Raw genomic sequence first — 13,867 nt, forward strand, 5'->3', positions numbered from 1 at the left:
TGGATCGCCTCGGAAACACGACCCGAGGGAAAGATGACCGCGCCCAGGACGCCCGCTGCCTGTTTGATCGGATGGCCGGCCGCGCATTCGCGCTCGCCGCTGATCCATCATTACTGGCTGCGCACGCTCGGGATCGAGGGCGGCTATGTCGTCGAGGCGGTCCCGCCCGATGATTTGCGCGACTTCGTGCTGCGGCTGTCGCTGCGCGGTTTCGTCGGCGCTAACGTCACCATTCCGCACAAGGAGGGCGTGCTGGCGCTGTCGACGCCCGATGCGCGCGCCAAGGCCGTGGGTGCCGCCAACACGCTGTGGTTCGAAGCCGGCGAGCTGCGCGCGACCAACACCGACGTCGAAGGCTTCATCGGCAATCTCGATGCCAGCGCGCCCGGCTGGGACAGGGCTGAAGAAGCTTTGGTGCTGGGCGCCGGCGGCTCCTCGCGCGCAATCGTGTTCGGCCTGCTCGAACGCGGCATCAAGCGCATTCATCTGGCCAACCGCACCATCGCGCGGGCCGAGACGCTTGCAAAAGAGTTCGGGCCCAACGTGCATCCTGTGACGTGGGACGCGATCGGCGACGTGCTGCCGCGCGCAAGACTTCTCGTGAACACGACTTCGCTCGGCATGCACGGTCAGCCGTCACTCGATGTCGAATTGGCGCGCCTGCCGCAAGCGGCCGTCGTCGCCGATCTCGTCTACGTCCCGCTGGTGACGCCGCTGCTGGCGGCTGCGCAAGCGCGCGGCCTGAAGACCGCCGACGGGCTCGGCATGCTCTTGCACCAGGCGGTGCGCGGCTTCGAGCTGTGGTTCGGCCAGCGGCCGCAGGTCACCGCCGAGCTGCGCGCGGTGGTCGAGGCCGATCTCACAAAGACTTGAGAGATGAATCGCGAATAGCGCACCATCTCCGGAGTTCTACCCCTGTGGGGACAACCGGAGACCGTCATGACCATTCAACGCGCGACTTTCACACGCCCGCTCATCGCCGTCGCGATGGTGGCTGCTTCCACCCTCTGTGCAGTTGCGCAAAAGGCGCCGGTGCCGACGCGCGTGCGCGGCACGATCGAGAGCGTCAATGGCGACACCATGCAGGTCAAGTCGCGCAGCGGTGAGGACGTCAAGCTCCACATCGCCCCTGACGTGAAGGTGTCAGGCATTACCAAAATTTCACTCGCCGACATCAAGGTCGGCTCCTTCGTCGGCGCCACCACCGTGCCGGGACCTGATGGCGACGACAACGCCGTCGAGGTTCATGTGTTTCCGGAAAACATGCGCGGCACCGGTGAGGGCTCGCGGCCCTACGACCTCAAGCCCAATTCCAGCATGACCAACGCCACCGTGTCGGAAAGCGTGGTCGGCAATGACGGCCATACGCTGCTGGTCAAGTACAAGGACGGCGAGAAGAAGGTGTTTGTCCCCGACGACACGCCGGTGGTGACCTTCGTGCCCGGCGAGAAGTCCGATTTGAAGGCCGGCGCCAAGGTGATCGCCTTCATGAAGCAATTGCCGGATGGCTCGTTCGAGACCAACCGCGTCAGCGTCGGCCGCGACGGACTCACACCGCCGATGTGATCAGTTTAACCGGGAATAGCGGCGGTTGCGCGGGGTTGCCGTGATGTACCGCCGCAACGCCCTGGAGGGGACAATCATGTCGAAGCTGAATAACTGGATGCCGCGCGCCGTCGTGGCTGCATTTGCAGTCGTTTCTATCGTCTCCGTCTCGGCGCAGACAGCGCCGACGGTCCGCATCCGCGGAACCATCGAGAGCGTCGACGGCAACACCCTCGCCATCAAGACCCGCGAGGGCGCCGACGTGAAGGTGAACATGACTGACAATGTCGCGGTCTTCGCCGTGGTGAAGACCTCATTGTCGGAGATCAAGGACGGCTCCTATATCGGCGTCACCGGCATGCCCGAGCCCGACGGCACCCAGAAGGCCATCGCCGTGCACATCTTCCCGGAAAACCAGCGCGGTGCCGCCGAAGGCTTTCGCCCGTGGGATGCGCGCGCCAACTCGACCATGACCAATGCCACCGTGGCGCAGACGGTTAAGGGCACCGACGGCCAGAACATCACGGTGAAATACAAGGACGGTGAGAAGAAAGTCGTGGTGCCGCCGGACACCCCCATCGTCACCTTCGTCGCCAGCGACAAATCCGAGATCAAGCCCGGCGCCAAGCTGATCATTTTCGGTGCCGCGAAGAAGGAGGACGGCACGCTGGAGGCCAACCGGGTGAATGTCGGCCGCGACGGGATTACGCCGCCGATGTGAGGGCGTAAGGGACGCGCGGTCCTCTCACTCCCTCGCCCCGTTCTTACGGGGAGAGGGTGGGGTGAGGGGCTGTCTCCGCGAATTCGGTTTGGATTGTGTTGGGCATTCAACTCCGCGACCATCGAAGGAGTCGGAGGGATTTCCATTTTGGCACTAGTGTGCCTTGCCCCCAACCCGGATTGCTTCGGACGATGCTTCGCATCGCCGAGGGCAATCCGACCTCTCCCCGCAGAAGGGCGGGGAGAGGTTAAGACGCCTCACACCGCAATGATATGATCGTCGATCTCGTCGATCTTGTTCACGCCGCACAGGCCCATCGTCGTGAGCAATTCCTTCTGGATGATCTCGATCGCCTTGGCGACGCCGGCCTGGCCGCCGGCCCCCAGGCCATACGCATAGGCGCGGCCGATCATGCAGGATTTTGCGCCGAGCGCGAGCGCGCGCATCACGTCCTGGCCGGAGCGGATGCCGCCGTCGAACATGATCTCCATCTTGTCACCGACCGCGTCGACGATCTCGGGCAATACCTCGATCGAGGACGGGGCGCCGTCGAGCTGCCGGCCGCCATGGTTGGAGACCACGATCGCCTGCGCCCCGGTCTTTGCGGCGAGCTCGGCGTCCTCGACGTCGAGAATGCCCTTCAGGACCAGCTTGCCCGGCCAGATCGAGCGGATCCAGTCGATGTCGCTCCAGTTCAGCGAGGTGTCGAACTGCGAGTTGATCCAGGTCGACAGCGAGGTGATGTCGTCGCTGACCTTCAGGTGACCGGCGAGATTGCCGAAGGTGCGGCGCTTGCCCTGCAGCACGCCCGACACCCACGCCGGCTTGGTGGCGAAATCGATCAGCTTCGACAGCGACCATTCCGGCGGCACCGTCATGCCGTTCTTGATGTCCTGGTGGCGCTGTCCGATCACTTGCAAATCGACGGTCAGCACCAGCGCGGAGCATTTCGCCGCGATCGCGCGCTCGATCAGCGCCTTGATGAAGCCGCGGTCCTTCATGACGTAGAGCTGGAACCAGAACGGCTTCTCGACATTGGCGGCGATGTCCTCGATCGAACAGATCGACATCGTCGATTGCGTGAACGGGATGCCGGCGGCCTGCGCGGCGCGGCAGGCGTGGATCTCGCCATCACCATGCTGCATGCCGAGCAGGCCCACGGGCGCCAGCATCAGCGGCATGGTCGAGGGCTCGCCCAAAATCGTGGTCGAGGTGTCGCGCTTGGAGACGTCGACCAGGATGCGCTGGCGGAACTTGATGTTCTGCATGTCGTCGCGGTTGGCGCGCAGCGTTTCCTCGGCGTAGGAGCCGCGGTCGCAATAATCGAAGAACGCCTTCGGCACGCGGCGCTGATGCAGTGCGCGAAGGTCGTCGATACAGGTGATGTGCTTCATGAACGTTTTCCCCGGCCCCGTCTTGTCTCGGAAGATTGAGGGGTCATCTAGCATGGTTGGATGCACAGCCAAATCGTTTGAGAAGAGGGCGCCATGAGCAAACCGCGGGGACAGCCGACGCCGGAAGAGATCAAGGAGAAGCAGGACCTCGAGGACGCGCTCGAAGAGGGCCTGGAGGAGACCTTCCCGGGCTCCGATCCGGTCAACGTCATCCAGCCGGCGCCGAGCCGCGGCGACGGCCATGTGAAGCGCAGCGAGTAAGCCGGTTCCCTCCCATTCCGGTTCCTCGGCCGGAACTATAGTGTTAACAAGATGTTACCGGCGCCCCCGTGCGGCCGGTTCCGTAATGATTAATCACATTTTTTGAAACCAAATTAGTCGCGATGGCTCTATAACACCTCAGCAAATCAGGGATGCGGGGTCCGTTCGGGCACCCGGAGGTTGTGTTGGGGGTCCCTGGTTGTTGCGTGGGGGACGATATGAGCCGCAAATATTTCGGGACTGACGGGATTCGGGGCCGCGCCAACGGACTGATCACGCCGGAGCTCGCGCTCAAGGTCGGCCAGGCCGCAGGCCTTGCATTTCAGCGCGGTGACCACCGCCACCGGGTCGTGATCGGCAAGGACACCCGCCTGTCCGGCTACATGATCGAATACGCGATGGTCGCGGGCTTCACCTCGGTCGGCATGGACGTGCTGCTGGTCGGCCCGATGCCGACGCCGGCGGTCGCGATGCTGACCAAGTCGATGCGCGCCGATCTCGGCGTGATGATCTCGGCCTCGCATAATCTGTTCGAGGACAACGGCATCAAGCTGTTCGGCCCGCAGGGTTTTAAGCTCTCCGACGACGTCGAGAAGCAGATCGAGCAGCTGCTCGACGAGCCCATTGATAAGCGTCTTGCGCAAAGCGCGAGCCTGGGTCGCGCCCGCCGTATCGACGGCGTGCATGACCGTTACATCGAATTCGCCAAGCGCACGCTGCCGCGCGATCTCTCGCTCGACGGCCTGCGCGTCGTGATCGATTGCGCCAATGGCGCTGCCTACAAGGTGGTGCCGGAAGCGCTGTGGGAATTGGGCGCCGACGTGGTGCCGATCGGCGTCGAGCCTGATGGTTTCAACATCAACAAGGATTGCGGCTCGACCTCGCCGGAAGCGCTGTCGCGGAAGGTGCGCGAGATGCGCGCCGACATCGGCATTGCGCTCGACGGTGACGCCGATCGCGTCATCCTGGTCGACGAGCGCGGCCATGTCGTCGACGGCGATCAGCTGCTCGCGGTGATCGCGCAGAGCTGGAAGGAAGACGGCCGCCTCTCGCGTCCCGGCATCGTCGCCACCGTGATGTCCAATCTCGGCCTCGAGCGCTTCCTGAAAGAGCAGGGGCTCGATCTCGTGCGCACGCCGGTCGGCGACCGCTACGTGCTCGAGCAGATGCTGAGCGGCGGCTACAATCTCGGCGGCGAGCAGTCCGGCCACATCATCCTGTCCGACTATGCCACCACTGGCGACGGCTTCGTTGCGGCGTTGCAGGTGCTGGCCGTGGTGCAGAAGTCGCGCCGGCCGGTGTCGGAAGTCTGCCACCGCTTCGATCCGCTGCCGCAAATCCTCAAGAACGTCCGCCACAAGGGCGGCAAGCCGCTCGACGATACCAGCGTCAAATCGGCGATCTCCGACGGCGAGCAGCGGCTCAACGGCCACGGCCGCCTGCTGATCCGCTCCTCCGGCACCGAGCCCGTGATCCGCGTCATGGGCGAAGGCGAGGACCGCGTCCTGGTCGAGGACGTCGTCGATACCATCGTCTCCGCGCTCGGCCAGGCGGCGGCCTGAGTCCTTTCTTACCCTCCAGGGGAGGGTAAGAGACGGGAGCGCCCGCGCATCCCAGCCATCGACGATTGGCGGTGGTTTGTCCGCGGCTTGCATCGTAGTTAGGCGATGCGGCGGTTCGCCGCGCCTGCCGGGATGCTGCCTTGAACAAGCCTGTCGTCGTCTCAGAGGAAACGCTGACCGAGCCCGTCGTCGTCAGCGACGTCGCGCCTGCCGCCAAGTCTGTTGCCAATACGGCGGCGGGGCCGGCTTACATCGTGCTTGCAGGCATCAGCTTCTCGCACTTCCTCAACGACACCATGCAGTCGCTGATCGCCTCGGTGTATCCGATCCTGAAGGACACCTACGCGCTCGACTTCGCGCAGATCGGCATGATCACGCTGGCCTTCCAGTTCACGGCCTCGCTGCTCCAGCCGGTGGTCGGGCACTACACCGACAAGAAGGCGCAGCCCTACTCGTTGTCGATCGGCATGGCCTCGACCTTCTTCGGCCTGCTGCTGCTCAGCGCTGCGCACCAATATCTGATCATCCTCGTCGCCGCCGCGCTGGTCGGCCTCGGCTCGGCGGTGTTTCACCCGGAGTCCGCGCGCATCGCGCGGCTGGCCTCCGGCGGCCGTTATGGTTTTGCGCAATCGGTGTTTCAGCTCGGCGGCAGCTTTGGCACGTCGATGGGGCCGGTGCTCGCCGCGCTGATCGTGGTGCCGTTCGGGCAGGGCAGCATCGCCTGGTTCTCCTCGATCGCGTTCCTTGCGATCGTCATCCTCTGGCGCATCGGTCGCTGGTATGAACCGCAGATCAAGGCAAAGAAGACGATCGCGGTTCAGGCCCATCCGGATGCGCCGAGCTCGCGCCGCGTCGCGGTCGCGCTCCTCGTGCTCGTCGCGCTCTTGTTCTCGAAGCAGCTCTACGTCTCGAGCCTGTCGAGCTATTACATCTTCTATCTGATCGACCGTTTCGGCGTGTCGACGCAGGCCGCCCAGATGTATCTCTTCATCTTCCTTGCGGCGAATGCGGTCGGCGCATTTCTCGGTGGTCCGCTCGGCGATCGCTTCGGCCGCAAGATCGTGATCTGGATCTCGATTCTCGGCGCGCTGCCGTTCACGCTGGCGCTGCCCTATGCCGGGCTCTACGCGAGCGCGGTGCTGTCTGTGATCATCGGCCTGATCATCTCCTCGACGACGTCGTCGATCATCGTGTTCGCGCAGGAGCTGGTGCCGCACCGCTTCGGCATGATCTCCGGCGTGTTCTTCGGTGTCGCCTTCGGCATCGGCGGTCTGGGCGCCGCCGTGCTCGGCAAGCTCGCCGACCACACCTCGATCGAGTTCGTCTACCAGGTCTGTGCCTGGCTTCCGGCGATCGGCCTGCTTGCGGTGTTCCTGCCGAAACTACCGCGCCACGTGCGTTAACAAAACTTCTTTTCGCTGCGTTGCGGCTTCATAAATCGTTAGGAATTAGGTCGCGCGCTGCCGCATTTTTGCAACGCTTGCGCCGCATCCGCGTGTGCAGTCAGAAAAAATCAACCTTAAAAATTAGGGTTAAGTGGCGCTTAAACATTTGGTGCGATCGTCCGGCCGTGAGTTTCCAGAACGTGAGGCGCCCGTATTTAGCCTCACCGGCCATAAGGACGAAGCCAATGCGTAGCGTTAAGTCTCTCCTTGCCGCGGGTGCGGCATCCCTGATCTCGTCGATGGCGTTCGCCGCCGATATGCCGATCGCGGCGCCCCCTCCGATGTACGCGCCCCCGGCCCCGCCCGCCGATTTCGGCGGCTGGTATCTCCGCGGTGACATCGGCTTCAGCAATCAGAAGACCAAGGATGTCCACTATACTCGCGAGTCCGCTTATTCGCAGCTCACGTCGTTCAACCAGCAATCCTCGTTCGACACGGGCGGCATCTACGGCATCGGTGCCGGCTATCGCTTCAACAGCTGGTTCCGTGCTGACGTGACCGGACAGTATCGCGGCAACGCCAACTTCAAGGCGACCGATCGTTTCACTGGCACGGCGGGCGGACTGCCTTACAGCGGCATCGACAACTACAGCGCCAGCAAGTCCGAATGGCTGTTCTTGACGAACGCCTATGTTGACCTCGGTACCTGGTGGTGCATCACGCCGTTCGTCGGTGCCGGCGTTGGTGCAGCGCGGGTTTCGATCGCGAACTTCTCTGATACGGGCATCAACAATCTCCCGTTCTCGACCGCGAGCTTCGCCACGGCTCCAACGAGTTCGAAGTGGAATTTTGCCTGGGCGGCACATGCGGGTCTCGCCTACAAGGTCAATCCGAACCTGGTTCTCGAGCTCGCCTATAGCTACGTCAATCTTGGCGAAGGCCAGACCGGCGTTCTGTCGGACTACACCGGCGCGACCACTAACAACGTCTTCAAGTTCAAGGACATCACCTCGCACGACGTGAAGCTCGGCGTGCGCTGGAACTTGGACAGCCCGCCGGCCTATATGCCGCCGCTCGTCACCAAGGGCTGATCGTCAGCCTCATCGGTTAAACTGTCTTAACGGCGCGGGGTCCTCCCGCGCCGTTTTGCTTTGCGTATTTTTCATGGCGAGTGGCGATGAAAACGTCGGGCGCAACCATTGGTTAAGGTTAACGGGCCATGATCACCAGCGAAAGTTCGAGTTCGATGGAGCGTTGCGATGCGTAGGCTTTTGTTGGCAGCGGTGATGTTGGGGACGGTGTCTGCCGCGCATGCGGCCGACATGCCGGACCTGCCCATCCTGCGCGGCAGCGTCACCGACGGCCTGTCGAGGGCGAGCCATAATTGGGATGGCTTCTATGTCGGCGGCCAGGTCGGCTACACCTCGAGCCAGGTCGACTTCGGCCACGCGCCGAAGTCGATGACGAACTTCATGCTTCGAAACAGCGTGTTGCAGGATCCGGTCTCGCAATGGTCGCTGCTGCCGAAGAACCACGTTCAGGCCAACGGCTTCGGCGCGTTCGTCGGCCGCAATTGGCAGTGGTACGACGCAGTGCTCGGTATCGAAGCGAACTACAATTACATGAACAAGCTGGCGAGCGCCGCCAGCGATTCGATGTCGCTCGCGATCGTCAATCCGTCCGGCGAAACTCCGCCGGCGGGCCACACCTACACCTACAACACGACTCTCTCGGGCGGCGCGGCCTTGCAGATCAAGGACATCGTGACGTTCCGAGGACGGGTGGGCTGGGACGGCGGGGACTTCATGCCCTACGCGTTCGCCGGTCTCGCCGTGGGCCGCGCCGACGTCTCGCGTTCAGCCACGGTCTCTTGGACCAAGCTCGACGATTACGACAGGACCACTCAGACGCTGGTCGGCTTCACCGGCGCGGGCGTGCCGATCTACACGACCACCACGACCCATCAAACCGACAATCTTGGATCGAACACCCAAACACAGACCGAGCGGCGAACGAACAGCTTCCTCACCGGATGGACCGGCGGTATAGGCCTCGAATATGCCGTCTGGGACTGCTTGTTCCTGCGGGCTGAATGGGAGCACATCGGATTTTCGAACGTCAAGGATATCTCCGTCAGCCTCGACAATTTCCGCGTCGGCGCCGGCTACAAGTTCTGACGCCGCTCCCTTGCGCCGCGGTTGACAGCTTCCTTCCGTCCTGATGCTCTGTCGCCCGAAAACGGGGCGGCAGCGATGCAGATCTACGGCGATACCAATTCCGGCAATTGTCTCAAGGTGAAGTGGGTCTGCGACAAGCTCGCGCTGCCTTACCAGTGGATCGAGATCGACACCCGCAAGGGCGAGACGCGCACGCCGCAATTCCTCGAGATGAACGGCGCCGGCCAGGTGCCGACCGTCGCCTTCGATGACGGCCGCACGCTGGCGCAGTCCAATGCCATCATCCGCTATCTCGCCCGCGACAGCGCGTTGATCCCGCGCGACGCGTTCGCTGCCGCCAAGATGGATGAATGGCTGTTCTGGGAACAGTACAGCCACGAGCCCTATATCGCGGTGTGCCGCTTCCAGCTGGTCTATCTCGGCAAGGACGCCTCCGAGCTTGACCCCGAGAAGGTCAAACGCGGCTATGCGGCGCTCGACCGCATGGAGCAGCACCTGGCGGCAAGCCGTTTCTTCGCGGGCGAAGAGGTCTCGCTCGCCGACGTCTCGCTGCTGGCCTATACGCGCGTGGCACATGAAGGCGGCTTCGATCTCGGCCGCTACGCGGCTATCCGCCGCTGGATCGGCGCGCTGGAGGCCCATCTCGGCCTGCCGCCGGCGCGTTGAGCCCTGGAATCCCCTATGAACGATAAGTCCGTTTCCATCCGTCCCGCGCGCCGCGACGACGTCCCCGCGATGATCGCGATGCTCGCCGACGATCATCTCGGGCGCGCCCGCGAGCGCGTGGAGGACCCGCTGCCTGCCCTCTATTACGAAGCGTTCGAGCGGGTCGAGCGCGATCCCAACCTCACGCTCGTCGTAGCCGAGAGCGAGGGCAGGGTGGTCGGCTGCCTGCAACTCGCGGTGCTGTCAGGCATCAGCTCGCAAGGCGGCAGCCGCGGCCTGCTCGAAGATGTTCGCGTTGCCACCGATTGCCGCAGCCGCGGCATCGGCGAGCAATTGGTGCAATGGGCGGTGAGCGAAGCAAAAGCGCGCGGTTGTAATCTGGTCGAACTACTGACGCATGCGAGCAGAGTGGACGCGCAGCGCTTCTACAAGCGGCTCGGATTCACAGCGAGTCATGTCGGCATGACTGTCCGCTTTTGAGGCAGCGCCGCGCAGGCGTTGCATGATCAGCGAAATCGGATCGTGCATTCGTTCATCTTAAGAGCTGATAAACTACCCGTTCGTCGTTCACGTTGATTGGGGAACGAAGGGTGCTACGCAGCGTCAGGACACCGGGCTCGGTCGGTTCGGGGATTTCAATGACAAGTTATTCCATGATCAAGGTCGGCAACGACTACGTTGTGCAGGCCAATGACAAATGCATTTTGAAGGTCGGCAGCCGCCGCAAAGCCGCGCAATTGATCAGCGATGCCACGGACTTGCTGAACGCGCTCGCCGTGGTCGAATCCCCTGATATCGCGCCGGAGGCGCCATCACTCGCGCGTGAGGCCCCGGAACTTCCTTGACGACTCTTCCTGTTTCCCGTATCAGCCGCGGCGGGACACCTCCCCCCAACGGGAGGCTTACTATCTGGAAGGGTAGACAATGACTGTAGCGAAGCCCGCTTCGCGGCCCAACGTGCCGCATTTCTCCTCCGGCCCCTGCGCCAAGCGCCCCGGCTGGAACGCCCAAAATCTCAAGGACGCAGCGCTCGGCCGTTCGCATCGCGCGAAGGTCGGCAAGACCAAGCTCAAGCTCGCGATCGATCTGACGCGCGAAGTGCTTGAAGTGCCCGCCGATTATCGCATCGGCATCGTCCCGGCGTCCGATACCGGCGCGGTCGAGATGGCGCTGTGGTCGCTGCTCGGTGCGCGGCCTGTCACCACGCTCGCCTGGGAATCCTTCGGCGAGGGCTGGGTCAGCGACATCGTCAAGGAATTGAAGCTCAAGGACGTCACCAAGCTCAACGCGGCTTACGGTGAGATCCCCGACCTTTCGAAGGTCGATCCCAAGAGCGATGTCATCTTCACCTGGAACGGCACCACCTCCGGCGTGCGCGTGCCGAACGCCGACTGGATCAAGGCGGATCGCGAAGGTCTCACGATCTGCGACGCGACGTCTGCCGCCTTCGCGCAGCCGCTCGATTTTGCAAAACTCGACGTCGTCACCTTCTCCTGGCAGAAGGCCCTCGGTGGTGAGGCCGCGCACGGCATGCTGATCCTGTCGCCCCGCGCGGTGGAGCGGCTCGAGACCTACAAGCCGGCCTGGCCGCTGCCGAAAATCTTCCGCATGACCAAGGGCGGCAAGATCAACGAAGGCATCTTCGTCGGCGAGACCATCAACACGCCGTCGATGCTCTGCGTCGAGGATTATCTCGATGCCCTGAACTGGGCCAAGTCGATCGGTGGCCTGAAGGCGCTGATCGCGCGTGCAGACGCCAACACCAAGGTGCTCGCCGACTGGAAGGCGAAGACGCCCTGGATTGACTTCCTGGCCAAGGACGCGGCGATCCGCTCCAACACCTCCGTGTGCCTGAAGTTCACCGATCCCGCGCTCACCTCGCTTTCGGACGACGCGCAGGCGGAGTTCTCGAAGAAGCTGGTCGCGCTGATCGAGAAGGAAGGCGCGGGCTACGACTTCGCCTATTACCGCGATGCGCCGGCCGGCCTGCGCATCTGGTGTGGCGCCACCGTCGAGGCCAAGGACGTCGAGATCCTGACGCAGTGGATCGACTGGGCCTTCGCCGAGACCAAGGCCACGCTCGCCAAGGCGGCGTAAGTTTTCCTTCTTCGCCTCTCCCCGTTCTTACGGGGAGAGGCCGGGTCGCGCAGCGATCCGGGTGAGGGGCTCTCTCCACGAGCACTTCGCCTGTGGCTGCCACTCACCATAGCCGATGCTTCGCATCGGCATTCTTTCTACGAACGGCGGCCAAAGGCCGCCTATGCCCTCTCCCCGTAAGAACGGAGAGAGGGAGTGCAAAGAGCTTCCGAGCAATTCCTCATTCCGGCCCTCGGGCCGATCCTCCCTCAGGGACGGTGAAGGACACATCCCATGACCAAACCCAAAGTTCTCATCTCCGACGCGCTCTCTCCCGCCGCCGTCCAGATATTCAAGGACCGCGGCGTCGAGGTCGACTTCCAGCCCAATCTCGGCAAGGACAAGGACAAGCTTGCCGAGATCATCGGCAATTACGACGGGCTTGCGATCCGCTCCGCGACGAAAGCGACCGCCAAGATCCTGGAGAAGGCGACCAACCTCAAGGTGATCGGCCGCGCCGGTATCGGCGTCGACAATGTCGAGATCCCCGCGGCGACGGCCAAGGGCATCATCGTGATGAACACGCCGTTCGGCAATTCGATCACGACCGCCGAGCACGCGATTACTCTCATGCTGGCGCTGGCCCGCGAGATCCCGCAGGCCGACGCCTCGACCCAGGCCGGCAAGTGGGAGAAGAACCGCTTCATGGGCGTCGAGATCACCGGCAAGGTGCTCGGCGTCGTCGGCTGCGGCAATATCGGTTCCATCGTCGCCGACCGCGCGCTCGGCCTGCGCATGAAGGTGGTCGCGTTCGATCCGTTCCTGTCGCCGGAGCGCGCCAGGGACATCGGCGTCGAGAAGGTCGATCTCGACGACCTCTTGAAGCGTGCCGATTTCATCACTCTGCATACGCCGCTCACCGAGAAGACCAGGAACATCATCGACGCATCCGCGATCGCCAAGATGAAGAAGGGCGTGCGCCTGATCAATTGCGCCCGCGGCGGTCTCGTCGACGAGCAGGCGGTGGTCGATGCACTCAACTCCAAGCACATCGCGGGCGCCGCCTTCGACGTGTTCGTCGAAGAGCCTGCGACTGCGAACGTGCTGTTCGGCCATCCCAACGTGATCTGCACGCCGCATCTCGGCGCCTCCACCACGGAAGCCCAGGAGAACGTCGCACTCCAGGTCGCCGAGCAGATGTCGGATTATCTGCTCACCGGCGCGATCTCGAACGCGGTCAACTTCCCCTCGATCACTGCGGAAGAAGCGCCGAAGCTGAAGCCGTTCATCGCGCTTGCCGAGAAGCTCGGCTCGTTCGCCGGCCAGCTCACTGAATCCGGCATCCTCAAGGTCGAGATCACCTATGAGGGCCACGTCGCCGAGATGAAGATCAAGGCGATCACCTCCGCCGTGCTGTCGGGCCTGCTGCGGCCGATGCTGGGCGAGGTCAACGTCGTGTCAGCCCCCGTCGTCGCCAAGGAGCGCGGCATGGTGGTGGACGAGATCGTGCGCGCCGCCCAGAGCGACTATGAGAGCCTGATCACCGTCACGGTCGCGACCGAACGCCAGGAGCGCTCGGTCTCCGGTACCGTCTATCATGACGGCAAGCCGCGGCTGGTCGACATCAAGGGCATCCGCGTCGATGCCGAGTTCGGCAAGTCGATGATCTATGTCACTAACGAGGACAAGCCCGGCTTCATCGGCAGTTTCGCGGGCCTTCTGGGTGACGCGAAGATCAACATCGCGACCTTCCACCTAGGCCGCGTCGAACAGGGCGGCGACGCCATCGCGCTGGTCGAGGTCGACGGCGCGGTGCCGGCGGACCTGCTCGCCAAGGTGCAGGCCCTGCCGCAGGTCAAGCAGGTCAAGGCGCTGACGTTCTGAGGCGAGGTCGTCCCGCGGCGCGCGCCACGGAATGACGGCCATCATATATTCCGACCTGCGGAACAACGCCGCCCTCTCGCGAGGGCGGCGTTTTTGTTGATGCAGCGCAGTGCTTTATTTCTCCCAAGCCCGCCAAACTTTGTGTACCAATGGCGCCGAGAACGCCTCGTACCAACGCATCCGTACCAATGTTCGA

General features: G+C 63.4%; 14 protein-coding genes. 13 read left to right on the forward strand and 1 reads right to left on the reverse strand.

Features of this window, described 5'->3' with window-relative positions; genetic code table 11:
* Positions 1–33: 33 nt before the first annotated feature.
* From B5V03_RS02910 to B5V03_RS02920, 3 genes are all read left to right on the forward strand, one after another.
* The gene (locus tag B5V03_RS02910) at positions 34–873 is read left to right on the forward strand and encodes a shikimate dehydrogenase (protein WP_129267779.1); all 840 of its coding nucleotides are present in this window, start codon (positions 34–36) and stop codon (positions 871–873) included.
* Positions 874–939: 66 nt separating this feature from the next.
* A complete protein-coding gene (locus tag B5V03_RS02915) occupies positions 940–1,566 on the forward strand; it encodes a hypothetical protein (protein ID WP_129267780.1) in 627 nt (208 codons plus the stop codon).
* A gap of 76 nt (positions 1,567–1,642) precedes the next feature.
* On the forward strand, positions 1,643–2,266 hold the full coding sequence (locus tag B5V03_RS02920; protein WP_164987749.1) for a hypothetical protein: 624 nt from the start codon (positions 1,643–1,645) through the stop codon (positions 2,264–2,266).
* 257 nt (positions 2,267–2,523) lie between these two features.
* Here B5V03_RS02920 and B5V03_RS02925 read toward each other — a convergent pair whose 3' ends face one another.
* Complete coding sequence (locus tag B5V03_RS02925) at positions 2,524–3,660, reverse strand: alpha-hydroxy acid oxidase (RefSeq protein ID WP_129267781.1); 1,137 nt, start codon at positions 3,658–3,660, stop codon at positions 2,524–2,526.
* A 93-nt stretch (positions 3,661–3,753) separates the two neighbouring features.
* On the opposite strand from B5V03_RS02925, the gene B5V03_RS41295 reads away from it, so the two are divergent.
* From B5V03_RS41295 to serA, 10 genes are all read left to right on the forward strand, one after another.
* Positions 3,754–3,921: a hypothetical protein gene (locus B5V03_RS41295; RefSeq protein WP_164987750.1), complete on the forward strand. Its 168-nt coding sequence runs from the start codon at positions 3,754–3,756 to the stop codon at positions 3,919–3,921.
* 218 nt (positions 3,922–4,139) lie between these two features.
* Entirely contained in the window at positions 4,140–5,483 is a 1,344-nt protein-coding gene (gene glmM, locus B5V03_RS02930; RefSeq protein ID WP_129267782.1) for a phosphoglucosamine mutase, read from the forward strand.
* A gap of 140 nt (positions 5,484–5,623) precedes the next feature.
* Positions 5,624–6,886 carry an MFS transporter gene (locus B5V03_RS02935; RefSeq protein ID WP_129267783.1) on the forward strand — a complete coding sequence of 421 codons (1,263 nt, stop codon included), beginning with the start codon at positions 5,624–5,626 and terminating at the stop codon, positions 6,884–6,886.
* A 227-nt stretch (positions 6,887–7,113) separates the two neighbouring features.
* Positions 7,114–7,959: an outer membrane protein gene (locus B5V03_RS02940; protein WP_164987751.1), complete on the forward strand. Its 846-nt coding sequence runs from the start codon at positions 7,114–7,116 to the stop codon at positions 7,957–7,959.
* 168 nt (positions 7,960–8,127) lie between these two features.
* Positions 8,128–9,045, forward strand: coding sequence for an outer membrane protein (locus B5V03_RS02945; protein WP_129267784.1), 918 nt, complete (start codon positions 8,128–8,130; stop codon positions 9,043–9,045).
* A gap of 75 nt (positions 9,046–9,120) precedes the next feature.
* Positions 9,121–9,711 carry a glutathione S-transferase family protein gene (locus B5V03_RS02950; RefSeq protein ID WP_129267785.1) on the forward strand — a complete coding sequence of 197 codons (591 nt, stop codon included), beginning with the start codon at positions 9,121–9,123 and terminating at the stop codon, positions 9,709–9,711.
* A 15-nt stretch (positions 9,712–9,726) separates the two neighbouring features.
* Positions 9,727–10,191, forward strand: a complete 465-nt coding sequence (locus B5V03_RS02955) for a GNAT family N-acetyltransferase (RefSeq protein WP_129267786.1) — start codon at positions 9,727–9,729, stop codon at positions 10,189–10,191.
* A gap of 173 nt (positions 10,192–10,364) precedes the next feature.
* The gene (locus tag B5V03_RS02960) at positions 10,365–10,556 is read left to right on the forward strand and encodes a hypothetical protein (RefSeq protein ID WP_244547669.1); all 192 of its coding nucleotides are present in this window, start codon (positions 10,365–10,367) and stop codon (positions 10,554–10,556) included.
* A 79-nt stretch (positions 10,557–10,635) separates the two neighbouring features.
* A complete protein-coding gene (locus B5V03_RS02965; RefSeq protein ID WP_129267787.1) occupies positions 10,636–11,808 on the forward strand; it encodes a phosphoserine transaminase in 1,173 nt (390 codons plus the stop codon).
* Positions 11,809–12,081: 273 nt separating this feature from the next.
* The gene (gene serA / locus B5V03_RS02970; RefSeq protein WP_129267788.1) at positions 12,082–13,671 is read left to right on the forward strand and encodes a phosphoglycerate dehydrogenase; all 1,590 of its coding nucleotides are present in this window, start codon (positions 12,082–12,084) and stop codon (positions 13,669–13,671) included.
* Positions 13,672–13,867: the final 196 nt, after the last annotated feature.

It is taken from the genome of Bradyrhizobium betae, from assembly GCF_004123905.1.
Classification (GTDB): Bacteria; Pseudomonadota; Alphaproteobacteria; order Rhizobiales; family Xanthobacteraceae; genus Bradyrhizobium; species Bradyrhizobium betae_A.